Raw genomic sequence first — 25,992 nt, 5'->3', positions numbered from 1 at the left:
GGTGGGGTTGTGTTTTAACTATGTCATGGAAAAACTTTGTGAATTTTCACACAATGATTTACTAAGTTGATGATGTGTAAGGTCTGATGCAACGCTAGTGGAAAACGTCCCGTTAATTTCGTAGTTTTAATACATTTAATCCAATAATATCAAAATTAGAAGGATCATTTCCAGTTAACTTCCTCACTGAGGATCTTACGGGGAAATTAGCTCCAGAAATTCCAGTTAAATCATTCGTTATCTCCCTGACGACGAAGCACTTGTGCTATAGCAGCACTCCTTTCAACGTGCATGTATTGCGGGGGTGCATTGCGCTCTTGCATTGCGGTTTTGCATTGCATCGCTGTATTGCGGTTTTGCAAGCAAAAACATGCACCTTAGTGAAATTAAACTTTCTCTATTTGCCAAGGTTGAGGGTTATCAAATATTAAAATACGGCTTTTGGCAGTCAGTTCGGTTGTCCGCAATGGAAGCAAGCTTGCTTTTTGCTATTCAACGCAAAGAAACCGTGCTGGGCACGGTTCTTAATATTTCCTATTTTTAGCTTCTGCTTAGAACAACATTTCGATAATAAGAAACAAGTTCAACGAGACCACAATCGCCGCAATAATCCAACCTACAATGGAAGTGATTCGATGATTGACCAGCTCACCCATGATGTTCTTATTGCTTGTAAAAATAATAAGCGGAATTAGCGCAAAAGCAATGCCAAACGATAAAATGACCTGACTTATAACCAAAGCTTTGGTTGCATCAATACCAAGAATAATAATTACCAGTGGTGGAATAGTGGTGATTGCTCTGCGCAAGTACAAATTGATTCGTTTTTTAATAAACCCTTGCATTACGACATCTCCAGCCATAGTACCCACAGAAGAGCTTGATAAGCCGGCAATTAACAAGCCGAGACCAAACGAAATGGCAAATGATGGACCCGCCAGCTGGCCAAATTGATGGAAAGCTGTCTCCAGATCTTCAACAACGAGACCGTTTTTAAAAAACAGGGCGGCTGAGGTAATAACCATTGCCATATTAACTGCTCCTGCAATAACCATAGCAATAATAATATCCATCAACTCTAGTTTAAATATTTGTTTCTTCTCTGCGTAATTATTCCCAACAATACGGTTTTGAGTAAGGGATGAATGCAGATATATCGCATGCGGCATAACTGTAGCTCCGAGAATCCCGGCTGCCAGCAGAATGCTATCTACACCTTGAAAGTTAGGAGTAAAAATACCTGTGACCACAGCTCCCATGTCCGGCTTCGCCATAATTACCTGAAAGGTAAAAGCTATTACTACAATCATAATCATCGAAGCAATCCCGGCCTCTAACGCTCGAAAGCCTCGACGCTGCAGTTCCAAAATGGCAAAAGAACCAACTGCTGTTATGAGTGCAGCAGGCAGCATTGGAATACCGAAAAGCAAGTAAAGACCTAGCGCCGCTCCAATGAATTCCGCTAAATCGGTTGCTATAATAACCAGCTCACTTTGGATCCACAAGCCTATAGATACTGGCTTCGAAAACTTCTCTCTTGCAACCTCGGGCAGATTCTTCCCTGTTGCTATTCCAAGCTTGGCGGATAGTGTCTGTATGAGAACCGCCATTAAATTGGATACGGCAATAACCCACAATAAGAGATATCCATATTGGGAGCCTGCTGTTATATTAGTTGCAAAGTTACCAGGGTCTAAATAAGCTACAGATGCTATAAAGGCTGGACCCAGAAATGGAAGCAGTCTTTTAAACCCTTTGATATCTCCTCTTAGCGCTGATTCGGCTGAAAGGGGCGTTTTTCTTTCTTTTTTGATCATCCTGTTGTAACTATAGCTTTTCTCCGTCATGGCTGACCCCTCCCCCTTTTTCATAAGTTAGCTTAGTGCATAAAAGTTTACCACGAGCAACTTTTAGTTAATTATAATCTAAATCTTATAAATTGTATATAGAGGTGTCGCTTCGTAATCGCTTTAACTACCCAAATAACAAAAAAATAAGCCAAAGGCAGTCCCCTTTGACTTTCTGTTCCAGCTTATGCACTAGCTTTTAATAACAGTAACACCCTTATTTACAAGTTGGAGTGACCTTTAGCATTTAGTCTTCAGTGTTTAGTGTTTAGCCTTTAGCCTTCAGTGTTTAGTGTTTAGTCTTTAGTCCTTAGTCTTCAGTCTTCTGTCTTCTGTCTTCTGTCTTCTGTCTTCTGTCTTCTGTCTTCTGTCTTCTGTCTTCTGTCTTCAGCCCTTCAGCCTCCTCTTTTATCCATGAAAGCTGCCGATAAAGTTCCCGTTTATGTCAAACTGCATTTCCTCCAGCTCTCCAACTACTTCAAGATGATCCAACCCGCGGACTTCCGGCAGCAATGACTCTGAAATGTACAGATACTCCAGATGAAGAGTATTCGGAATACGCATAATACGGGCTTGCTCAGGAAGGATACCCCAGCTGCAACGCAGCGCTGTCCTCATAGCTTCCCTATCATTATCAATAATAATCGGGATCATAGCGCGATGAAGGAATGTGCTTGTAATGACGTTCTCATTGGTTTTATGAAAATCAATTTTTTCCATTAATCGTTTCGTCGTTAGATCAGCCAATCCAACGCCAAGCGCATTGCCTTGACATTCATCGCTAAGGTCTCCGGCGATTACGTATCCGATTCTAGGAGAGGCCGGTTCGTCCACGCCGTTAATCCGCATTCTGCCGATAATATTCGTATCCATACCGGTACCGCTGTAATTTTTTCCGATTTTATCAACATGCAGAACATCTAGCTCCTGCACGGGAAGCTTCGGCATCAGAGATGCAGAGAGCTTGAGCAGCTCCCGCTCGCGTTCCTCGATCAGCCTTGTCGGGATGGCTTCGATTACGGCTGTCTGTTCATAAGCGTTCTCAACAATGCCGATGCCGCATAAAATATTCGCTTTCTCGAACACGACACGCGATACTTCCGGCATGAAATCACTGATTCCCGGAATGCCATAATTGTGCAGCGCCAACGCTTGCTTATGCTTTCCAAGGCCGATTGCCGCCATTTTCATAATGCCGCTTTCGATGCCAATCGGAGATTTGAAATCAGTATGCAGCTTCACCCTTCCGATCAGGATGATTCCGTCCCCTTCATACGCATGTCGGTCTATATAGACCGGGATTCCTCTCGGTGTCTCACCAATTTGCACCACTTCCATAGACGAAAGAATCGGAGCTCCACAGTAAGACTCAGTCACACCCAAGCTCTCCAGCACCTTAACTTGGCCTTCTGCGGTTGCTCCTCCATGACTGCCCATAGCTGGAATGATATAAGGCTCGGCGCCTATCGATTTCAACTTGCGAACAGCAGCTCTTATAATATCGGCAATATTGGCGATACCACGGCTACCCGCTGTCAGCGCTACTCTCATTCCCGGAGTTATCTTCAGCTCATGCTCAATCTGCGTAAGCTGCTTCGTTACTTCTCCTTCAATATCCTTGACTGCAGGACCTGTAAAGCGCTGCTTCACCAACGCCATCTGTGGCAGTTTCATGCTAATCCTCCTTACGATCGAATTCTGCTAAGCTTACAAACAGCTTCATCCCGCTCCAAATGAATGGATTCGGGATGAAGAGCTTGCATCTTTACTTACACAAACTTAGGCAACCAATCGCCATGAGCTTCAATAAGTTCATCACACATAGCCACAATATCATCGATAGAAAGCTCCGCTGCCGTATGAGGGTCCAGCATCGCTGCATGATAAATATGCTCTTTTCTGCCTGTTGCTGCTGCTTCCAAGGTTAATAGCTGAGTATTGATATTCGTGCGGTTCAATGCGGCAAGCTGCTGAGGCAGATCTCCTACATAGGTAGGTGTAATACCGCTTGCATCTACCAAGCAAGGAACTTCAACTACTGTTTCTCTAGGAAGATTCGTGATCAAACCGGTGTTCATCACATTTCCGCCGATTTTGAACGGGTTGTTCGTTTCCATAGCTTCAAACATATAGGATGCATATTCATGAGACCGGGTATGCCCAAGACTTTTGTTATTGACGAGTTCGTCACGCATAGTCGCCCATCTTTTAATTTGACGTTCACAACGGCGAGGGTACTCATCCAATGGAATATTGAAGCGTTCAATTAATTCGGGATAATTCTTTTTGATGAAGTACGGGTGATATTCGGCATTGTGCTCGGAAGATTCCGTAACATAATAACCGAAGCGGAACATCAGCTCATAACGGACCATGTCATCATGCTGTTCTTTTTGCTTCTCACGGGCACGACGTTTGATTTCCGGATATAAATCCACTCCGTCCTTTGTTGCTTCCAGCAACCACGCCATATGGTTTATGCCTGCAATTTTAGTATGAACTCCTTCGGTTTCCATATCCAATGCTTCAAACAAGTAAGGTATGCAGCGTTGAACACTATGGCATAACCCGACTGTTTTTACGCCTCCATATGTCGTCATTGCATTGGTTAGTACAGCCATTGGATTCGTATAGTTCAGGAACCATGCATCCGGGCATACTTCATTCATATCTTTGGCGAAATCGAGCATTACCGGGATTGTGCGAAGATTACGGAAAATACCACCAATTCCTAAGGTATCGCCTATCGTTTGGCGTAAACCGTATTTCTTCGGTATTTCAAAATCGGTAATCGTGCAAGGATCATAACCGCCTACCTGTATCGCATTCACCACATACTTCGCTCCACGCAGCGCTTCCTTCCGGTCTGTATATGCTTTTACAACGCAGGTGCTTCCAAGTGTAAGCTTTAAATTATTTAACATGTTCTCAGAATCCTTGAGACGTTCTTCATTGATATCGAATAATGCTAGTTCAAAGCCTTGCAGCGACGGAGTCATCATGCAGTCACCTAACACATTTTTTGCGAATACAGAGCTGCCCGCGCCTAGAAAAGTAATTTTTGACATTAAAGCTTGCCTCCCGATGTATGGTGTGAAGTAATAATTCCTTATTAGAATCCTGCTAATTTAATGGCGAGTCTCATTGCTTGTTCAGTGGCACCGGGGTCAGCGATTCCTTGACCTGCAATATCAAATGCGGTACCGTGAGCAGGCGTTGTAATGACAACTGGAAGTCCCCCGCTGACCGTAACTCCTTTATTAAAGCCCAGCAACTTCATGCCGGTCTGAGCCTGATCATGATACATACTAACCAAGCAATCGAAAGGCTTGGTTTTTAAACGCAAGAAAATGGTGTCAGCCGGATAAGGGCCTTCTACGTGAATTCCTTGCTCCTGTGCTTCATAAATCGCCGGTCTGATCTCGTCAATTTCCTCCGTGCCAAGCAATCCTCCATCACCGGCATGCGGATTAAGGGCTGCGACAGCAATTTTCGGATTATCATAGCCTACATTGATTAAAGTGGCATGTGCAAAACGAATAATGCGGGCCACACGCTCTTTTGTAACCAGGCTGCTCACTTGCTTTATCGGGACATGGGAGGTTATCCTTGTTACCCAAAGATCGCCCATCACGTTGATTTCACTAAAGCCTTCTTTGCAATCAAGAAGTGATGCGAAAAAATGCAGTTCATCCTGAAAATGAAACCCTCCGCTGTGCAAAGCTTCCTTATTGATAGGAGCATAAACAACACCATCCAGTTTTTTCTGCTGCGCAAGCTTCAGCACGTACGTCAATGTTTCACCCGTTGCTTGGCCGGATTCTGCCGATAATCGTCCAAGAGTATAAGCATCCGGCTGCAAATTGTGCAAATCAATGAAATATATCTGGTCGTCACGTTCAACTTCTTCTATGTTTGTTATGGTTTGATAGGGAAGGGTTACTCCTGCCACGGATAAGCCTTGCTGGAAAACACGTTCATCCCCCACCACAACCCATGTTGCCATGCGACGAATGTCTTCGGATTGGAGCGTTTTGGCAACCAGCTCCGATCCGATCCCCGTTGCGTCGCCTAATGTCAAACCCATTAAAGGCTTTCTCTTCATCATTTCAACTTCCCTTCTATAGGCCTTTTTTTATATAAACTTGCTGTAATTATCCTTTCACTGCCCCGGAAGTCATACCTTCAACGAAATATTTTTGCAAAAATAAATATAAGGAAATGCTGGGAAGAGCAGCTAATAAGGAACCGGCAGCTACCCATCCGATATTCGAATTGTTCTCGCCGAAAAATGCGGATAAAGCAACCGTAATCGTTCTATATTCCAGCTTCTGCAGGAAAAATACCGAGAACTGATAATCATTCCAGATGGAAACACCATTCATAATGATGACTGTTGCTGTAATCGGCATTAATACCGGCAATATAATCCGAAAAAACAATCCGATCCTCGATGACCCGTCTATCATTGCAGCTTCGTCCATCTCTCTTGGAATCGTGCTTATAAATCCAGTAAACAAAAAGATCGCCATGGAGAGATGAAAGGTAACATGCAGAATCACTATCCCTGTATACGTATTCATAGCCCCAATATCAACAAACATCTTATACAAAGGAACCAGAATAGTAAGGGGCGGGACGATAAGGGCACTTACAAAAAAGCAGTACATCCATTTATTCAGTGTAGTTCGATGACGGGCAAGCGGAAAAGCAGCGGATGAGCCCAGTATCAATATCAGTACAAGTGAGAAAACAGTAACAATAGTCGTATTAAGAAAGGCTCTATCCAGGCCTGCGAGCTGCCATGCATTAGTGAAATTATCCCAGGAGAGGTAACCCGGCATGACCCATTTCGAGCTGTGATCCAATTCATCCTTAAACGAAGTAGTTATTAGCACATAAAAAGGAACAATATGCATAAGACCTATTAAAGCACCCAGTAATGTATATAGTGCCCCTGCACGCTTCATAACGAAACCTCCTTTTTACGCAAATAATACAAAGAGGTTAAACCAATAATGGAAATAAGCAAAAACATAAAATTACCTAATGCTGCAGCGTATCCGGCATCTTGATGCGCGAAATATAATTGATAAATCATTGTAGAGAGCGAAGCAGACGCATAGCCCGGGCCCCCATTGGTTAAAGCGGTTATAACGTCAAACAGCTTTAATCCACCGATCAAATTAAGTACAACATTGATGGTAATAGCCGGTGCAAGCAGCGGAAATGTGATGTTACGGAATCTGGAGAATCCCGACGCCCCATCCATCTCAGCCGCCTCATAATACTCCTTGGAGATGGATTGAAGTCCAGCCAAGAAGATGATCATAGCCACTCCCAGAAATTGATAGGTGTTTACTAGAGTAATGATCCATACATTAAGCCCAGTGTCAGCAAGTAAATTGATCGGCTTATCACGAAACAACAAGATTATATCGTTAAGAGCTCCCCCGTTAAACTGAAAGAAAAAATACCAGATATAACCCATAACAAGAGGACTTACGATAACCGGAAGATAGACTATGGTACGAATAATCGTCTTCCCCCGTATATAGCTGTTTAGCATGATCGCGTAAGCCAACCCAATAATATTTTGCAGAATAGTGCTTCCAATTCCATAAATTAGTGTATTAAGAATGACCGTTCCTATTCTATGGTCCGTAAGCATCCTTTTATAATTATCCAATCCAATATACCGATACATCTGTGAGTAGCCATCCCAATTCGTAAAAGAAATCATAATTCCTTTAATAAATGGGTAATAAATAAAAAGCACGAACAGCAATAACGCAGGCAAGTACATCAGATTCATTGAAGATGGAGAATTTCTCCAACGGCGCAAACGATTTTTAGCAACTGTACGATTAGCATCTATTTTACGATCTATAATTTCCAGATTAAATCTCTCCTTAATGAAGGCAAGAAATGAATAGGTGAAACATCGGGTTGATCTTTCACCTATAGGTTTCAATTAATTTTTACGCAATCTTTCTACTTCCCGCTTCATCGTTTCTGAAAATTCTTTGGAAGTAATACGGCCTGCCAGCAGCTCTGTACCGGATTTGGACATAACGCTCCACATTCCGTTTGGCAAATAAACCCGGTCGAAATACGGCAGCACTCTAACATTGGCATATTTATCATAGTACTCTGTTAATTCGTGCTTCGACTCAATCCCTTTCAAACCTGACTGCAGCTTGGTTACATTAGCAATTTTGGACAAATTCTCTGGTTTGGCAAAAAAGGCCATTAGCTTCTTGGCTTCAGGTATATTCTTAGAATCTTTCCATACTCCCATTGTGTTCCGTTCTCCACCAGAGAAACTCGGTTTATCATTGGCCGACATCGCTGGAATCGGCATCAATCCGACTTTCATATCCGGCTTCAGCTTATTAACAGCATCTACGAATGACGGACCCAACAAGGCAAATGCTACTTTTTCAGCAGCAAATACAGTTGGAAGCTCGCTGCGTTTCGCCGTCAAGAAATCTTCATTAATCAGTCCGCGATTTTTGATATCCAGCAGCTTGTCAGGAAGTGGAGTCCATTTACTCCAATCAAAGGTATTCTTTAGCAGGTCTTCGGATGAATTACTTGCAGGGCTTATTAATAGAGCGTTTGCAAAGTATCCAAAGTAAGTGCCAATGGTGCTTTCATCAATTCCCGAGAAGAAGAAAGGCGTTGTTTTTCCACCGCTGTCTTTTTTAATTTTCTCTGCAGCAGCTACTAGCTCATCGAAGGTTTGAGGCGGCTCCACATTATACTTTTTGAGCATTTCGACATTATACATAATGCCATCCTTGGCTTCACTGATCGGTAAGGCGTACACTTTACCGTTTTTGTCGGTTACGACATTTTTAATCGTATCGGTCAACTGCTTAACCCATGGCTCTTCTCTAAGATCCCCCAAATATTCACCATAACGAACTTGTGCCCAGCCATGTGTATCAAAGATGTCGGGAAGATCGTTAGCTGCCATCTTAACCTTCATATTATTTTCATAGGCGGACCCCGGGAACTGAATATTCACACCGATTGACGGGTTCTCTTTTATGAAATCATTGATAATTTGACGATAAACATCCTGAACGGGTTGGTCAGCAACATTCATCATCATAGATAACGTTTTCTTAGCACTGCTATTATTGCTGCTGCTCTCCTTACCCCCTGAGTTTGAAGGCTCGGCAGCCGGTTTTTCTGGACGTTGGGAACAACCGCTTGCGGCTAATGCGGATGCCAGAATTAACGCCAAAGATACTTTCCATTTAGTAGACATGTACCCACCTCTTATATTTATTTTGTACTTCACGCCTAAATCTTATCACGGTTGTAAGTGTTTACATATGTATCAAATCTATGATTTCAGGCGCTCATATTTATGGTTGCAACCCTTTACAATTTACAGTATAATCGACCACAAAATTAAACTGCTGGGGGTAGTCCTGCCTGAATAAGCCAAACATCTCGATTCGTGTGAAACTGATTCTGCTCTATTCCTTAACTATTCTGCTCCCTGTTATCATTATCGCTTTTGTTATGCCTTCCTATTATGTCAAAATAATTACGGCAGAAACCGAAAAGCTCACAGATGCCACCCTAGTCGGACTGACCGAAAACATCCAAACCTATTTAGATGATTTGGAACGAGTAACCGTCTCACCTTATACCAACAACGATGTGATGAACTCTCTCAAGCAAAAAGCCAGAGGCTTGAATAGTCCAATTGATAATTATTCCAAGTATAAAGCCGACTATACATTGTACCATACTCTTCCCAGCTTGCTTGTAAATTTGCGTAAGGATATACTAGGTACTCTGCTAGTGGCTATCGATGGTTCTGTTTACTATAATGATAGCAGCTCGCAGCTAACGGAACCCCGGAATGATTATCCATATACGGAGCAGAATTGGTATCGTGAAGCAGTTGCAGCTAATGGAAGAGTATCCTTTGTTGATGTCCATCCACAAGATTATTTAAAGCTGCCCGCTGTTCCTGATGTGTTCTCTGTAGCTCGTTTAATAAAAGATCCTGACTCCAAACAGCCTCTCGCCGTAATAATGGCTGATGCGGATACGATCGTTTTGGATAGAATCGTCAGGCAGGTTTCCGTTAATGTAAATTCTATTGTTACAATTACAGACAAGGATCAAAGATTGATTTACTCCAATACCCACTTATCTAGAGAGGTGTTGAATCAATTTCTGAAAAACCCGGCCAAAATCGATTTTAATCAGCAATCCTATGTAGCTGTGTCGAGAGAAATACCTACTAGCTCCTGGAAAATTACCGTTTGGTTATCCAAAGCTGAGCTTGCCTCCAAGGTCCATTGGATGCGCTTAACGGGGGCGGTATTTGCAGTCGGTGGACTCGTGCTTACCTTTTTCTTATTTTTTGCTTATTCCAGAACCCTGTTGACACCGTTCAAAGAAATGATCGGCGTCATGCGTCAAGTTCAGCTTGGAAATATGAACAAACGCTTTTCCGTTCGAGGACAAGATGAAATTGCTCAGCTCGGGAATGTTCTGAACCGGATGATCAGTCAATTGGATGAATTAATTACCAATGAATATCTTACTAAGCTGAAGCTAAGAAATGCTGAATTTCGTGCATTGCAATCACAAGTTCATCCTCATTTCCTTTATAATACACTAAATGCATTTGTAAGCTTAAATCGTAAAGGAGAGCATGCACTTCTGGAACGTGCCATATTATCTTTAAGCGGCATGCTCCGTTATTTCTTAACCTCCCATGATACCTGCAGCTTGGAAGAGGAATTCTCCAGTATTCAAAAATACGGTGAGCTTATGAGCATGCGTTTTAGTGACCGTTTAGAGATAACAATCACATTAGCTCCTGAATTGGCATCTATTCGTATTCCCAAGCTGCTGCTCCAGCCCTTAGTGGAAAACGCTATCATACACGGGGTTGAGCCTTGTGAGCATCCTTGCAAGGTTGAAGTAAGCGCTGAGATGCTCTCTAGCATTAATAACAGCGAAAGTTTTGTCATTCGCATTGCGGATAACGGAATAGGCTTTAACACATTGGAGCAAATTGACGATCAGCATATTGGCTTAAGCAATGTGAAGGAAAGATTGGAGCTCGCTTTTCCGGATAAGCACGAATTTCAGCTGGATAGCAGCCTTGGACATGGTACTACTATAACTATCACTATATCTCTCAACAATGAGGAGTTAGCCCAATGAATATTGTTATTTCTGATGATGAACAATTGGCACGGGAAGCATTGTCAATTATCCTGTTGGAAATATGCCCGGATTTGCATATCTATGAAGCACGCAATGGGAAGGAGCTCATAGAGGTTGTTGAACGAATCCAGCCTGATGCTGCTTTTGTCGACATTAGAATGCCTGGCAAATCAGGCCTGGAAGCCATTCAGGAAGCAGCCCCTCTGGCACCGGATACCCAATGGATTATAGTTACGGGCTTTGCCGATTTTCAATATGCCAAAGAGGCACTTCGACTAAGAGCTATCGAGTATTTACTAAAGCCGGTTGATATTGAGGATATACGGGTATTACTAACAAAAATACAGCAAACTGCATTTATGCAAATCGTTGAAAAGAACAAGGTATTTGAGTCGGACATGCTCTCCTTATTTCATGGGCTCATCCGTAACTGGGGGGAGCTGGAAGAGGCCGAAAATAAGCCTTTCAGCCGAATTCGATGCCAAATTATTTATATGGACAGCTACTACTCCGAAACGGAAAAATCAGCAGCAATCAAGCTATTTTTCAATACGATCCACTCTACGATGCCCCGGCATTATCACAAGGATTTAGAGTTGGCCACTTTAATAATGCCTAATGGAGAATGGGCTGTGGTCGGGAGATATACTTCCAGGCAAGGTGCAGAGCAGTTGGATGACCTATTTGCTTCCATCTCAGAGCTTGTACAAAGGGTTGAAGAGCCAGGGGTAGCATTCACACTGCTAGTCTCTGATGAATGTAACTCATATACATCCCTTCTCGACGAAGTGACAGTAATTAACAAAAATTCCCATGTCCGCTGTTCATTAGGAATTTCCCTTAGTTGGACCAAAGCAGATTTGTTGGAGGCTGCTTCACAGCCAACTATTTCACAGCAATGCCACATTCTAATTAAAGCAACAGATGAATATTACAAAAGAAATTATGTAGGTTATATGGATGCAATAGAGCAATTTATTAAAAACTATGATGGGCAGCAGAATTCGGTAATAGAAGTAACACCAGCCTTTTCGCGGTTTCTACATTGTTCTATCCATGCTCCCCTACTGACTCCAACTAAAGAAGAGGCTTGGTTCCAGTCACTAAAAAGCGTTGGCGAAACACTTCTGGACAAAAAGATAAGACAAATAGAAACCAAAACGGATCTGGTAACAAAAACAATTGCTTATATAGAAAATCACTATTCGGGAGATATAACATTAGGTCGCGTTGCTGAACAATTTTGTGTGACTCCCAATCATTTAAGCAGTCTTTTTCATAAACGAACAGGAACCACCTTCATGCAATATGTAACCAAACTCAGGATGCTCAAAGCGAAGGAGCTGCTATCCGATCCGGCGGTACAGGTACAGCAAGCTGCAGAGCAGGTAGGCTATTTTAGTTCACGACATTTTACCAAGTTGTTCAAAGAATTTTTTGAATGTTATCCCTCCGAATACAAAAAACAAATACAAATGAAGGAATAACAAAATTTGTTTTTTTACCATAATTAATCCCATATAAAAACAAGCCTTCATCCCCTCTTATACAGTGGGCTTGGAGGCTTGCTTGTTGTATTTCAACCTATTTGTCCGGAGACGGTCGCGTCATTATCATAAATAAAGTAATCAAGCTAAACGCTATTAGAGCAAGGAATGGAATCGTTATAAACCCAAACCAATTTATATAATCGACATTACATGGAACTCCTTTGGTACAAGGCTTGATGGCAGCTATATAAGGAATCTTTTGCTCCAGATAATGAACGAAAGAGATAGTTCCTCCCACAATGGACAAGGGCAAGATATATATTTTAACAGCTTTCTCATTATGATAAGCTGCAATACCCAAAACGATGCTTAACGGATACATGAGTATACGTTGATACCAGCAAAGCTCACACGGTATATACCCCTTAACCTCACTAAAATACAGGCTGCCCAATGTAGCTATCATAGAAACTATCCACGCCATGTACACGGTATGGTTGCAAATTGTTGATTTTCCAAATGCCATTTTCATGATCTCACCTCTTATTTATTAATGAAGTGATTTCATTGTAATCAAAAGGATTTTTAACCATAATTCCATCAATCATAATGCTGGGTGTTTGTTGGATATTGTATTTTTGAACCAAGCCCTCATCTATATTTACTTGTGGCAGCGTTTTTTGGTTTTTCATGTCATCCTCTACTTTCTTAACATCAACCTTAGGTGCATATACTGCAGCCAGCTTCAACAGGACATCCGTAGTAATCCAGGGCGCATCATGGTTTTCCCGCGGTTGAGTATCGAACAGTTGTTTATGAAATTTCCAGTAGGCTTCCTTATCCTGAGCAAATACAGACTCAGCCGCCAGTGCTCCTAGCTTCGATTCTTCCCCATGAAAAGGAGTGTTGATATATGAAAATCTGGCTTTTCCTGTATCAATGAAATCTTTGCTTAATTGGGGAAATACTTGCTCCCCGTATGCTTTACATGACGGGCATTTATAGTCTCCAAATTCAATTATTGTTACTTCTGCGCTTGATTTCCCTATAACGGGTTGATTATCTAGTGAAGGCATGTTTTTAATAGCCGTGTCACGGTCTACATTTTCAGACATTTTGGTAACGAAAAATAATGAAATCAATAAAACGACCAGGGCAAGTGTCAGTATTACCATAAATTTTGAACTGTTTTTGCTTTTAGTCATAGAACATCTCTCCAATCCTATATGGGGCTGCCACTATATTTGAATTCAAGCAATTATTCACTCATTACACCCGGAACTTTTATGTTGAAAGGAATAATTATACGTTCCCCATTAACTTTTACTGCTTCTATATCCAAATAAGTGGTCCCGGCTGAATGAAGCAGGTTGCCCGTAAGTTTATATTGTCCCTTGCCCATGGAGAAAGCATAGTTCTCCTTGCGTTCATTGGGAGGCATGCTCAGTGTAGCTTTCACACTTTGCAGCTCAGTTTCGTTATCAAATTGAATCACAATGTCATTTGCACCTGACTTAAGAGGAGTGACATTTACTTTTGCTGTGACCCCGTTTACCGTATTCTTGTCAGGAAATACACCTTGTGCAGCTTCACGCGGCGATGAATCGATCAAGATGGCTGCGGCAATCAATATCATACATCCGATAAAAAATTCAATTCGAATGTTTCTCAGGAACTGGATGCTCGTAACAGCGATTCTGGATAACAATTTTCTTTGCAGATACCCGATAATTACGATTTCAATTAATAAAACGATTTTCATTAAAAGCATTTTTCCCCAATTGCTTGCCCATAAGCTTTCCCATGTAAAAGAAGGCACATAGCTCACGCTCATCCATATACCACTCAAGGTAATGATCCCAATAGACGCAAGCGCCCATTTTGAATACAAGCTCCCGACCGTTCTGAGCCATTCCGTGGCTGTGGACTCTTCTTTAGGCATCAATATAGGAAGAGCGATTAAGCCGGCCAACCATATAGTCACCGCTAGCAAATGTAAGATATCCATTCCAATCTCGACATTCCCTCCATAAACCAGAGAGGTAGAATGTCCCGAAAATCCCCAAAGCATAATAGCCAAACCGAACATACCTAATTGCAAATAGCCTCGGAGAAACCAGAACCCCATCGTGACTGCCAGCAGCTGTAAAACAGGAACCCAAACGAAGGAAAGCCATATGAATTCATTGAACGGCACATTAGGATACTCCCATCTATGTGAAGCAACCTGTAAAGAGACGCCGATAGCACTTATACCGTATAAAAAAAACGTAAACCGATGCCACCGTTCCTGATTTCCCAGCTTTTTTGCTATACATAATATAAAAAAGGAACCGCCGGCAAGTAAAAGAATACCGAAAAAGGATAACCAATGACCAACCTGCAAAAGCCCGAAATCGGCCATAATAGATTGAGACGGTATCACATTCGTACCTTTAATAGACGAATACTGCTGAATGGCAAAATAATAGACCCCGTTCTTCTCTTTATTCCCTCCAACGCCGGCATACCAATGTGCGGAATAAGTTCCCGGTTCAAGCGGCTTATTGAGTTGCGCGATATAATGTTTGGGATTAGCCGGGTCCTGAACAGGATTTTTAGTAGGTACACTTTCCCCTCGATCGTTAAATATACCAAAAGCTGAAATAGAAACCGATTCAGTAAACCATAACTCCAATTGATCGGGGGATGATGGAACTATCTCTCCGTCCATGGGTGCCGTCCGAACCAATTTCAGGTTTTGGAAAATTTCTTCCTCCGTAGGTTGAGTTCTTTTAACTACAAATTGAAACGCCCCCTTAATAGGATGACTGTCAATACTAATAACGTTTACTGTGACTGTATAAGTTCCGGAAGGCAGTTCTTTTTCTATATCCGCTATAATATGACGATTGTCTTTAGGGTCCAATCTGGGAGCAGCTACAGGTATTTGAACATTTTTATCGCTCGTAACAATAATGGAGCCCTTGTACACTTCAACTAAATCTCCGAACCACACTTCAATGGTGGAAGGGGATTGATCCAGCGTTTCGGCTGCTTTTGGGTACACTTTCTCCATGTCAGAGTGGGCTGATACTGGGGCGTTCGGCAATATCTGAAGGGATAGCACTGCTGCCAATAAGGTGAGTAAGATAATCCATGCTTTGTTTCTCATATGATCCTCTCTCTAGTGGAGCTAGACTGCAATAATTTCATTCACACTTGTTCCAGATTCGTTAAGAGCTGCTAGTTAGAAAAGGCTCAAAATCATAGCAATAAGTGAAGTAATCCATATAAACAAATATACTTTCGAGAATAGTTTTAGCCTTTTTGCCTTAATATGATCAGCAGCAACACTGTACATTAGCATCCTTTTTGCATTGCTTGCGGTCATCAAATAAAGGATAAAAAACACAACAAACACGGTATTGAATAAAAACCACGTACCCAATTGTAATTCCTCCTTAACATCAGGCAGACATGAATAAACAGTAAAGCTGGAAGCGGAATTCTAATTACCGCAGCAGTCTATTTATTCGTGTCGAGACATCATTCTCACTCATCTCACCCACGAATATATCCTGAATAATTCCATTCGCGTCAATATAGAAGGTGGTCGGATAAGAGAAAACTTTGTATTTCTTCCTAATAACATCGTTATCTAAAAGAATCGGCAGCGTGATGTTATACTGTTGCAAATATGCTTTTACGGTTACCGGACTTTCATTTAAGTTCATCCCAACGATCTGAACATTCTGATCTTTCCATTTATCATACTGACTTTGCAACGCCGGCATTTCCCTCACACAAGGAGGGCAGAAGGTGCCCCAAAAGTTGATGATTAGAGGTTTTCCTTTGTATTGGGATAAGTCATGCATTTGGCCGTCCAATCCGGTTACCGTGAAGTCCGGTGCCTTTGTTCCTATAGTTACCGAATCTTTACCTTCCAGTGTATTAATGACAACTATATAGATTCCGACCAGCAGAACAAACGTAAAAATGGTTGCTTGAAGCCATTTTTTATTCTTTCTCATAGGTTCTCCTTAGCATGTGTTCAACACTTCTATCCCTATCTTTTATAACAGTAGCCATCTTTTCATCATCTTCCATAATCGGCCAAATGCTCAGGAATAGATATCCAATCATTATAAATGGCATAATAAAACAGAATGATCGTGATGAACCCCAGACAAAGCTGGAGGGAGCCTTGCCGTTTTTTTCTTTGAAAGAATAATACAAGTGCTGCACTAAAAAATGAGCCGATAATGACTAAACACAGCAATAAAATTATCGTCGCCAAACTCAGGCCTCCTACGTGATTAAGCTTGCATACCCGTACTCCAGTTCTACGCTTTTTATACTCTTGGCTATACAATTTATAAAATAACATAAAAAAAGATATAAAACACTATGATATGTAGTTTAATAATGACAAAATCATGAAGCAGACTTGTTTAAGAACAAAAAGAAAATAATAATGAAACAGAGCATGGAACAAAGCGTTGCAAAAATAGCCCCGGTTAACCAGGATTCTTTCTTTTTGACAAAGATGGATAGTACCAAATGTAATAAAAACGGGGCAACATAAAAACAAAGCCTTGTATTAAAATTAAAAACTACCAACAAATCAAAGATAAAAATCAAAGCCAAGACCAGAAATAGCAAGAACCCGCTTTTCCTTACAACCTTAAAATCCAAATTCATACTGAAGTGAGAATGCATACCCGATTCCTCCGTTTTAATCGAAATTATAATAGCTCCTGCCCTTAGCGGCAGAAGCTATCGTTAACTATGTGCCCCTATCTGTGTTAAGCACTAATTGAACCTGCTTTTGTACGCAGAAGCCTCATCCCATTCGCAATGACGATTAGCGAGCTTCCTGTATCAGCCAGAACAGCCATCCAGAGAGTAGATGTGCCCAGGAAGATCATGATGAGGAATACGACTTTGACAAGCAACGAAAAAGCGATATTTTGTTTAATAATCCGTAATGCCCTCCGACTTAATCCGATAGCGAATGGCAGCTTGGAAAGATCATCGGCCATCAATGCAACATCTGCTGTTTCCAATGCCGTATCAGTTCCGGCAGCTCCCATTGCAATCCCTACGGTAGCTGTTGCCAATGCAGGTGCATCGTTAATTCCATCCCCGATCATGGCAACATAACCGTGTTTGCCCATGAGCTCTTTAATGGAGCTCACTTTATCTTCAGGCAGCAGCTCGCTTCGGTAGTCAATGTTTCCGAGCTTCGCTGCAACGGCTTGAGCCGTACCTTGATTATCCCCCGTTAACATGACGGTCCGTTCAATGCCAATTGCCTTGAGCTGCTCAAGAGTGGACTTGCTATTGGCTCTAATCTCGTCTGCGACAGCAAATATTGCCCATACATCCTGCCCGCTGCCCATTAGCATAACGGTTTGCCCCTGCTTTTCGAGCCTTTGAATGGTATCCTTAATATTTTCCAAAGATAGTTTCAATTCATGAATAAACCAACGGGGGCTCCCGATGTAGAATAAGGTTCCCTCGATGCTAGCCTGAGCACCTCTACCTGTCACCGAAGTAAACGAGGAGCTGGATTTGATGGGAAGGTTGGCCTGCTTTGCTTTTCTTACTATGGCATTTGCTACCGGATGTTCAGATGCTGACTCCACTGCGGCCGCTATAGATAATACCTCATCTTCTGTTCGGGAATCCAGCGGAATGATCTCTGTTACTTGCGGAATTCCAGCTGTAAGCGTACCTGTTTTATCAAATGCAACAACAGATACAGCCCCTAACCGTTCAAGATGAGCTCCGCCTTTAATTAAAACTCCATTTTTGGCTGCATTGCCAATGGCAGAAACAATGGACACCGGTGTCGATATAACTAAAGCACATGGACACGAGACGACCAACATCATTAGAGCTCTATAAAACCATACCTGAAAGGATTCACCCATAAACAAAGGTGGGATAATGGCAATTAGCAACGCAATTACAAGCACGGCAGGCGTATAATATTTGGCAAAAACATCCACAAACCGCTGGGATGGAGCTTTTTGAGCCTGTGCTTCTTCCACAAGATTGATGATACGTGACAAGGTATTGTCCTTAGACAGCTTAGTGGCTTTCACTTCCAAAGCCCCCTGCTGATTGACCGTACCTGCGAACACTTCATCCCCTTCTGCCTTCTCGACTGGAATCGATTCACCGGTGATTGGAGCTTGATTAATAGTTGAAGCTCCTTTGCTAATCACGCCATCCATAGCTATTCTTTCACCCGGCTTAACGATGACCGTGTCGCCAATTTGAATAGCCTCGATCGCAATCATCATTTCTTCACCGTTTCTTCGGACGAGCGCTTCCCTCGGTGATAAATCCATAAGACCGTGTATTGACTTTCTAGTACGATCCATGGTGTAAGCTTCCAATGTTTCTCCTAAGGAGAAAAGGAATACAACAGCAGCGCCTTCTTCCCATTGTCCTATGAGTCCTGCACCAAGTGCCGCAACCGTCATAAGAAGATCCATGCCGATGGTTCTGGATTTTAGACCATAAATGCCTGTTCGCGCAATGCGATAACCGCCTATTAGCATAGCCAATGCATAAAAGATCGTTGATATGGAATCAGGGATTGCATGAACGAGCTCAAGAGCCCATGTTATTGTAAATATCAAGCCTGATAATGCAGTAGGAATCACTTTATTATTACGTCTCCAGAAACTGCGTTCATCGGCCACTAGAGGCTTGCCGCCTGTATCCGGCAAGGCCGTATATCCGGCTTGCTTTACAGTCTGAATTACAGCCTGCTCAGCACTGCCATCATGCTCAACCGTCATCTTGGCCGCGCCATAATTCACCATGACTTGATTTACAGATGCAAGAGCTCCCACACGTTTCTCTAACTTTTGTGCACAGTCTGCACAGTCCATGCCTTCAATCCGAAAAACGCTGGATTGCTTTGCGGCGGCCTGTTCTTGGACACTGTATCCGAGTTTACGAATATGCTTTTTAATGGTATCGAAGTCTAATTGGGATTGGTTATAACCAAGGCTCATCTTTGCCGTAGCGAAATTTACTTGAACTTGTGCTACTCCTTCTATACGGGAGATCGATTTTTCCAGCTTCAGAGCACAATCACCGCAATGCATACCTTCAAGGGTAACCGTCTGGTTTACTGTACTAGCACTATGATTTCCGCCGCATGAATCCCCATGCTTGTGATCATGATCGTGAGTATGGCTGTGACTGTCATTGTGGCTCTTGTGATCATGTTGATCCCCATGGTTACTGTCCTGACCATGATGATGATCATCACTGTGCTTATGGTTGTTAGGGTCATGGCTGTGATCATGTCCATGATTATGGTGCTCATGTTGAGCACATGAGCACGATTCATGATCCCGGTCCTTTTCCTCATGGATATGACTATGTTTTGCATCCTGACTGCAGCATGATGACTTTCCAGACATAAGAATCAGGCTCCTTTAAATTACATATGATTAATTGCTCATGTATTGTTTGTTTATATAATATGCCTTTCTTATCCATGTGTCAATCATGTATAGCCTAATTCGTTAAAGTGTGCTTCCCCAATAGACCCGCCCACTTTACTATTGGCTTTTGCCCTATTTTTATTGTGAGAGCTTTGGCAGATTCTTTAAGTATTCACATAAATCGCCGCTTACACTATCGTTTTAAAAAACAAAAAAAGCAGAGGATCTCTCCCCTGCTTTACACGCACTGAAACATAACAATCATCGACATCACAAGCATTACCGCACTGCTAATAAAAACACATCTCCCGGTAAACAAGGTTGCAGCAATGGGCTTATCGGGATCAATGATTTGCTGCAGCCGGTAATTGATGGCATGTTCAGCAAAACTAACCCTAACCATTTTAAACTTATTATGAACTTTTATTAATTTCATCAAGGCTGATCCTAAAATTAAAGGAGTGTTCGTTTTTTTCATAACATAACGGTCTGCTTGCAGCTCGATCCAAATTTCAAAGTGCGCTCCCAAGCTTTTGATAACAGGTACATATTCCATGCTCTTGATGAACAATCCGGTAATCCATTTTTTAAGCGGATGGTGACATTGACAATGGTATCTTTCGTGAAGCAGCACAGCCTTAACTTCTTCCGGAGACAATAAATCTAGCAATCCTGTAGAGATAACGATTTTCGGTCGCATAAAGCCAACTGCAAAGGCTAGAGGCGAGCTTTCCCGAAGAACTAAGATAGTTTCATCCCATGTTCTAAATTTATTATTCCATCTCTTTGTAAGTTTTCCTTGTACCTGTCCTTTAATAAAAAAATTCCACTTAATCGCCAAATACGATTGTTTAACGATATAATGGAGCATTCGATATACAGTGAAACAAATCAATAAGGAGAATAACATTTCGGACAAGGAATGGTTGACCCACATATCAGATATAAGGTTAGCTAAATACCCCAGTGTATTGTGGCCAAAGGGAACATCACCAAGCTGATGAGATAAGGAGAGGCCCATCTGCAATAAGACCAGGCCAGATATTAGAATGATCAGGAGCATCGATATTTGAGGTCTTTCGAATCGTATCATAGCTTCTTCCTTCGATTAACTTCATCAAGTTTTTGCTGCAGCTTCTGGATTAGGGTTGGGTCCGCTTCCTCCATTACGTCAATAATATGAGTAACCATCATATCGCCAAACTCTTTGATTAATCCTTGAGTAACGTTTTTGGCCTGTTCAGCTAAAAATTGTTCCTTTGTACAGGCTGCTTTAAAAAGCGTCAATTTCGTTCTTCCCTTACCGGATGTTTGTTTCTCCAGAAGTCCTTTTTCAAACAAACGGTTCATAACCGTCATAATGGTATTGAAGGAATAGGGGGTACCTGCATCAATGATTTGATGTACCTGCTTTATGCTCAATTGACCTGATGCCCACATTATTTCCATAATCTGTACCTCAAGTGAACCAAGGAAGCGCTGCAAGCCTTCCTCTTGAAAATGATAATTTTTAATTTTCATCATCACACACACTTTCTCAAAGCTATTTACCCGTGCTTTATATGCTGCAGCATTTGGACAAATATTTGTTCGATATGTTCATCATCTAGGGAGTAAAACACCGTCTTCCCTACTTTACGGCGTTTAACGATTCGCAGGTTTCGCAAATACCGCAGTTGGTGAGAGATGGCAGATTGACTCATATCCAAAACTACGGTCAGGTCATGCACACAAAGTTCATTTTGTACTAAAGTATATATGATTTTTACACGTGTGGGGTCTCCGAGCGCTTTAAACACCTCAGCCAAGCCCGCCGCTGTATGTTCGGTTATTAAATTTTGCTTTAAAGTGACAACATTGAAAGTCCCTTCACATGTTTCATCACATCGTTCTTGAAGCACCGTTTCCAAAATAAGCACCACCCTCATTGATTGCCGCTATGTCCAGGCCGCTGTTACGTTATACATTATACCAGAAAGGATAGAGGAGCGCAGAAGGAAACGGCTTATTGGATCTCATTCTTTTTCAACTGCAGCGGTTTTCCCAATTGACCCGTATCACGAATAACCAAATTCACCTTGACCGAGACATCCACATTTGCAAACTCTTTGTCCCAACGGATCTTTAACGTTTTCCAAAGATACGGATGTTTTCTGTGAATAACATTATCGATTCCGAAAACATCTCTTCCATGAGTGTGCTGTGCTTTTTTTATCATTTTCATAGTCGATTCTTCCAGTTGTTTACTCAATTCATCCTGCATCCTTATAAGATTGTTGGATTCAGAGAGATCCAGATTCGTGTTACTTTCGACAAGGCTGCCATTTCCAGTCATAATGATGTTTACTTTTAATACTTTATTATCCTGTATTACAGGTGTAATTTTGCTTCTTAATTGATATACATCAAGGGATATATTACCTATTTCCGGTAAGCTCTCGGCAATTGATACGGAATTCCTGATACCACAGACCCACTCTCGCATGGAAGAATCCTTAGCATCCAGAAAACCGACCAACTTCAGATTGCTATTAAAAACGCCAGTCCCGGTATGTTTAATTCTGGGCTCGCGTGCCTGCTCCCCCTTCGGACCTTTAGGTGCAGGAGGTTCCGGTAAGATCTCAAGCACGGGCAGTACCGGACTGCTGCCTTCACTGGATGCAGCTATTAAAAAGTCCCGCAGAGTGAATTCGGGTTTTATGCCACCAGCTTCGTGTATCTTTACAGCTCCAAAAATAGGAATTCGTTCATATGGATAAGTGAGACGAAGCAGCTCAGTAGCCGTCCCGCCTTTGACTATAAACATATCCGAACGCAGTCGGACTATGACATTACGACTATACTCATCCACGATTTCTTTTAGTCCATGGCGTGCCAAAGATTCTCCGATAATGATAGCCCGACGATGACCTGCAAATAAGGTCCGTGAAATTTTTGTCTGAATGTCGTCAGCCGCGTTTCTTATATTTTTCCCAAATCCAGTTTCAATGAAATAGGGATACTCCTGTCCAGTAGGACCCTGTCCGCCCCCTAACTTAGAGGAGATAGCCAGCTGTGCAGTCGCCCGGTATGTACCATCCTTTACAAGATCCATTCCCCAACCTAACAAGGGCGCCCTGTCATTGAGTTCCTTACGATCCCAACACCCCGTGGTAAGAAGCAATAACAACACTACACTTAGGCTTAAGCTTGTTCTTTTCATCCATTAATTAGCTCCCTTATTTAGACTTCTTTTACGGATAAGAAATACTACCCATAACAGAAGCGGAATTAATATTGTGGATAAGGGAAAGTCAATTAGTAGTCTATACTTGGAAGCATAGTCGATTGACGCTTGATCTACATTTCGGAAAGCAACAGCAATAACAAAGCCTATGAGACTAACGAACCAAATCATTTTCCTCCAGTTTTTAATTCCAAGCCACTGTGCGGTTCCGTAGCTTGCCATAAACAGATAAAGCGCCAACTTTACAAACACACTGAAAAACCAGATAATGACGACCACTGCATCTATGTTCTGTATAAATTCCAATATGGAAATAAAACCTGTCATTGTGAAGTAAGGATACCTCATCCCTGCTGCAAGGTTGCCAAATGTCAGAATGATCGCTATGGTTGAAATACAAAGCAGCCCGGTGACTAACGCTATCGCCTGTAAAGTCCGTTTCAAGGCATCAGACGATTTAATCATGAAAGGCACCAGCATAATGATCGTAGTGGCCTCAGAGAAAAAAACCATGGAGGGCAGCGAGCCTTTAATAATTCCAGACCATCCTGCGTCAGCAATCACCGGCTGCAGCCGTTGCCAGTCCATACTTTTCCAATTTAGAATAAAAACCAGGATGATTGTAAGTACTATCAACGGACCTATAACTTCACTGCATCGCGCCAAGCTTTCTACGCCTTTATGATAGATAGCATATATCAGGATCAGAACAAACAGTAAAATAACTAACCATAATGGTGTTTTGTTAAATAATACAAGATGCAAAAAATCGGTGGATTGGCGAAGAATTGCACCCAATATGGAATACCATTTGACAAAGTAGATGAGAAGAATACCCTTTCCAATCCATTTCCCTAATATAACTTGACTGTATTCAACGAATGTGAGATTCGGAAAATGTAAGCTTATCTTAATCGACATCCCCGTGATTAGCATCGCCGCCATTCCTGCAATGATTATAGATATCCATGCATCCTGGCCTGCTTCTTTAATTGACGGTGATATGGACAGAAGAATACACATTCCAATTTCTGTGGTTGTCATCAACCAAAAGATTTGACCTCCTGAAAGCTGCATGCCACTCCTCATCCTTCTCACCGCCCCCTTCTGAAGATCATTACGGCTGGTTGTCGCCTTGCTGAGGTCCCGGCTTCCGACCTTGGGAAATTCGTTCGCTTTCTTTGCCTGTAATCGACACTGAACGAAATTGCATAGCCCACCTGGGAGCACGTATCAAAGTATCCTTCAATCCGTTTAAAAACTGTGGAGCCACTGGTGTAAGATAAGGGACACCGAATGATTGAAGGTTAACAAGATGAATAAGAATGGCAAGACTTCCAATTCCTATTCCAAAGAATCCAAGCATCCCTCCCAATAAAAGCATCGGAAAACGCAAGAGTCGAAATGCAGTGCCAAAGTTGTACCTGGGAATGGCAAATGAAGCAATCCCTGTAGTCGCTATGACGATAACCATCGGGGCGGATACAATTCCCGCCTGTACGGCAGCCTGTCCTACTACAAGCGCCCCCACTATACTGACCGCCGAGCCCGCAGCTCTGGGCAATCGTATTCCAGCCTCCCGCAAGGCTTCAAATGTAAATTCCATCAGCAGCGCCTCAACTACCGCAGGAAAGGGGCTTGGTTCACGAGCAGCCGCGATGCTTAGCAAGAGGTTTGTCGGCATCAACTGGGGATGATAGGAAACAATAGCAACATAGGCAGCTGGAAGTAATAGAGACATGATAAGAAGAGTATACCGAATCCACCGGACCGCTGTGGCGTACAGGAATCTTTCATAGTAGTCTTCAGCTGATTGCATAGCTGACCAGAATGTCATGGGAACTATAAGAACATAAGGGCTGCCATCTTCCATTATGGCCACCTTGCCCTCCAATAAACTGGAAACAACAACATCCGGACGCTCTGTGTTCTGTATTTGCGGAAAAGGCGAGAATGGAAGATCTTCAATGAATTCTTCCAGAAAGCCTGCTCCAATTTCGGCATCAATTTGAATGCTGCTTAATCTTCTGCGTACTTCCTCCACTATCGTGCTTTGAGCAATTCCCTCAATATAGAGGATTACAACGTCAGTCTGGGACATTTCTCCAATAACTAAAGGTTCTAATTTTAATCGGGCGCTTCGGATTCGTCTCCTCACTAAACTCGTATTGATCCGCAAGGTTTCAGTAAATCCGTCCCGTGGACCGCGAATAGACACTTCCGAGGTTGGTTCTTCAACCCCCCTTTTCTCAAATCCCTTCAGCTCTGCAAGCAATGCGCTGCCATGTCCGTCAACAAGAATAGCAACCTGGCCTTTGAGAATGGCTTGTACCATTTCGCAAATTTGATGTACAAGTTTTGTTTGACTGACCGCAATAGCTTCCCCTCTGATTAATCCTTCGAGGTTTCCGATTTGCTCCAGTCCTTGAGGCATCCCATGAAACATCAACGGCTTAAGAATTACCTCATCCATAATAGCGTTATCAATAAACCCATCCAAATAGATCAACATAACTTTTGTTTGCCCATGAATTTGAATCGGACGAAATATGATATCTGAGCATAGATGGAAAATTTCTCTTAAAGCTTGTTCGTTAAAGGTAATATCATTATGGATTAGTGTATCCTCAGATTTGGACTGATTAGGATTGGGGATTTGATCATCATTCCACGTTCCCTTATTTCGCAGCATCATAAGTTTCCGGTAATTTATAAGATCCTCCCCTTATTATTTTTGTTATAAATAGTTATAAAATTTCTACAGT

21 protein-coding genes are annotated in these 25,992 nt (G+C 42.2%); 2 read left to right on the top strand and 19 right to left on the bottom strand.

The features are described 5' to 3' along the window. Window positions 1-551: 551 nt before the first annotated feature. The 7 genes from ACFQ0C_RS34870 to ACFQ0C_RS34840 all read right to left on the bottom strand — a co-directional run bounded on the left by ACFQ0C_RS34870 (window position 552) and on the right by ACFQ0C_RS34840 (window position 9,126). Window positions 552-1,847: an Nramp family divalent metal transporter gene (locus tag ACFQ0C_RS34870; protein ID WP_379373910.1), complete on the bottom strand. Its 1,296-nt coding sequence runs from the start codon at window positions 1,845-1,847 to the stop codon at window positions 552-554. A gap of 408 nt (window positions 1,848-2,255) precedes the next feature. Further along, window positions 2,256-3,521, bottom strand: a complete 1,266-nt coding sequence (locus ACFQ0C_RS34865; RefSeq protein WP_379373908.1) for a nickel pincer cofactor-dependent isomerase, group 22 — start codon at window positions 3,519-3,521, stop codon at window positions 2,256-2,258. Window positions 3,522-3,616: 95 nt separating this feature from the next. Next, window positions 3,617-4,915, bottom strand: a complete 1,299-nt coding sequence (gene melA, locus ACFQ0C_RS34860; RefSeq protein ID WP_379373906.1) for an alpha-glucosidase/alpha-galactosidase — start codon at window positions 4,913-4,915, stop codon at window positions 3,617-3,619. A 44-nt stretch (window positions 4,916-4,959) separates the two neighbouring features. Next, the gene (locus tag ACFQ0C_RS34855; RefSeq protein WP_379373904.1) at window positions 4,960-5,955 is read right to left on the bottom strand and encodes a PdxA family dehydrogenase; all 996 of its coding nucleotides are present in this window, start codon (window positions 5,953-5,955) and stop codon (window positions 4,960-4,962) included. Window positions 5,956-6,001: 46 nt separating this feature from the next. Continuing rightward, window positions 6,002-6,817, bottom strand: a complete 816-nt coding sequence (locus ACFQ0C_RS34850; RefSeq protein WP_379373902.1) for a carbohydrate ABC transporter permease — start codon at window positions 6,815-6,817, stop codon at window positions 6,002-6,004. Further along, window positions 6,814-7,662, bottom strand: coding sequence for a carbohydrate ABC transporter permease (locus tag ACFQ0C_RS34845; RefSeq protein ID WP_379373912.1), 849 nt, complete (start codon window positions 7,660-7,662; stop codon window positions 6,814-6,816). Before ACFQ0C_RS34845 ends, ACFQ0C_RS34850 begins: the two co-directional genes overlap by 4 nt. 159 nt (window positions 7,663-7,821) lie before the next feature. Beyond that, window positions 7,822-9,126, bottom strand: coding sequence for an ABC transporter substrate-binding protein (locus tag ACFQ0C_RS34840; RefSeq protein WP_379373900.1), 1,305 nt, complete (start codon window positions 9,124-9,126; stop codon window positions 7,822-7,824). 197 nt (window positions 9,127-9,323) lie between these two features. Here ACFQ0C_RS34840 and ACFQ0C_RS34835 point away from each other — a divergent pair, with 197 nt between their 5' ends. Together ACFQ0C_RS34835 and ACFQ0C_RS34830 are read left to right on the top strand one after the other, a co-directional pair. Beyond that, window positions 9,324-11,054: a cache domain-containing sensor histidine kinase gene (locus ACFQ0C_RS34835; RefSeq protein ID WP_379373898.1), complete on the top strand. Its 1,731-nt coding sequence runs from the start codon at window positions 9,324-9,326 to the stop codon at window positions 11,052-11,054. Next, entirely contained in the window at window positions 11,051-12,544 is a 1,494-nt protein-coding gene (locus ACFQ0C_RS34830) for a response regulator transcription factor (RefSeq protein ID WP_379373896.1), read from the top strand. Before ACFQ0C_RS34835 ends, ACFQ0C_RS34830 begins: the two co-directional genes overlap by 4 nt. A 97-nt stretch (window positions 12,545-12,641) precedes the next feature. Here ACFQ0C_RS34830 and ACFQ0C_RS34825 read toward each other — a convergent pair whose 3' ends face one another. The 12 genes from ACFQ0C_RS34825 to ACFQ0C_RS34770 form a co-directional block, all read right to left on the bottom strand. Continuing rightward, complete coding sequence (locus ACFQ0C_RS34825; RefSeq protein ID WP_379373894.1) at window positions 12,642-13,079, bottom strand: disulfide oxidoreductase; 438 nt, start codon at window positions 13,077-13,079, stop codon at window positions 12,642-12,644. Between the two features lie 4 nt (window positions 13,080-13,083). Further along, a complete protein-coding gene (locus ACFQ0C_RS34820) occupies window positions 13,084-13,752 on the bottom strand; it encodes a DsbA family protein (RefSeq protein ID WP_379373892.1) in 669 nt (222 codons plus the stop codon). A 53-nt stretch (window positions 13,753-13,805) separates the two neighbouring features. Beyond that, the gene (locus ACFQ0C_RS34815) at window positions 13,806-15,701 is read right to left on the bottom strand and encodes a copper resistance protein CopC (RefSeq protein ID WP_379373889.1); all 1,896 of its coding nucleotides are present in this window, start codon (window positions 15,699-15,701) and stop codon (window positions 13,806-13,808) included. A 340-nt stretch (window positions 15,702-16,041) separates the two neighbouring features. Beyond that, a complete protein-coding gene (locus ACFQ0C_RS34810; RefSeq protein ID WP_379373887.1) occupies window positions 16,042-16,560 on the bottom strand; it encodes a redoxin domain-containing protein in 519 nt (172 codons plus the stop codon). Between the two features lie 65 nt (window positions 16,561-16,625). Beyond that, a complete protein-coding gene (locus ACFQ0C_RS34805; RefSeq protein ID WP_258216756.1) occupies window positions 16,626-16,826 on the bottom strand; it encodes a hypothetical protein in 201 nt (66 codons plus the stop codon). A gap of 508 nt (window positions 16,827-17,334) precedes the next feature. After that, the gene (locus ACFQ0C_RS34800) at window positions 17,335-19,977 is read right to left on the bottom strand and encodes a heavy metal translocating P-type ATPase (protein ID WP_379373885.1); all 2,643 of its coding nucleotides are present in this window, start codon (window positions 19,975-19,977) and stop codon (window positions 17,335-17,337) included. A gap of 262 nt (window positions 19,978-20,239) precedes the next feature. After that, window positions 20,240-21,094: a M56 family metallopeptidase gene (locus tag ACFQ0C_RS34795; RefSeq protein WP_379373883.1), complete on the bottom strand. Its 855-nt coding sequence runs from the start codon at window positions 21,092-21,094 to the stop codon at window positions 20,240-20,242. Then, window positions 21,091-21,525, bottom strand: coding sequence for a BlaI/MecI/CopY family transcriptional regulator (locus ACFQ0C_RS34790; protein WP_379373881.1), 435 nt, complete (start codon window positions 21,523-21,525; stop codon window positions 21,091-21,093). Before ACFQ0C_RS34790 ends, ACFQ0C_RS34795 begins: the two co-directional genes overlap by 4 nt. 23 nt (window positions 21,526-21,548) lie before the next feature. Further along, complete coding sequence (locus ACFQ0C_RS34785; RefSeq protein WP_379373879.1) at window positions 21,549-21,911, bottom strand: ArsR/SmtB family transcription factor; 363 nt, start codon at window positions 21,909-21,911, stop codon at window positions 21,549-21,551. Window positions 21,912-22,006: 95 nt separating this feature from the next. Continuing rightward, window positions 22,007-23,203, bottom strand: a complete 1,197-nt coding sequence (locus ACFQ0C_RS34780; RefSeq protein WP_379373877.1) for a Ger(x)C family spore germination protein — start codon at window positions 23,201-23,203, stop codon at window positions 22,007-22,009. Window positions 23,204-23,206: 3 nt separating this feature from the next. Beyond that, window positions 23,207-24,304 carry a GerAB/ArcD/ProY family transporter gene (locus ACFQ0C_RS34775; RefSeq protein WP_379373875.1) on the bottom strand — a complete coding sequence of 366 codons (1,098 nt, stop codon included), beginning with the start codon at window positions 24,302-24,304 and terminating at the stop codon, window positions 23,207-23,209. A gap of 40 nt (window positions 24,305-24,344) precedes the next feature. Beyond that, the gene (locus ACFQ0C_RS34770; protein WP_379373873.1) at window positions 24,345-25,919 is read right to left on the bottom strand and encodes a spore germination protein; all 1,575 of its coding nucleotides are present in this window, start codon (window positions 25,917-25,919) and stop codon (window positions 24,345-24,347) included. Between the last annotated feature and the right edge of the window lie 73 nt (window positions 25,920-25,992).

The sequence above is a fragment of the Paenibacillus sp. GCM10027630 genome (genome assembly GCF_042676305.1).
In the GTDB taxonomy this organism is placed as follows: Bacteria; Bacillota; Bacilli; order Paenibacillales; family NBRC-103111; genus Paenibacillus_S.
Note: the sequence above shows the minus strand (reverse complement) of the source record. Positions and strands in the feature narration are given on the sequence as shown.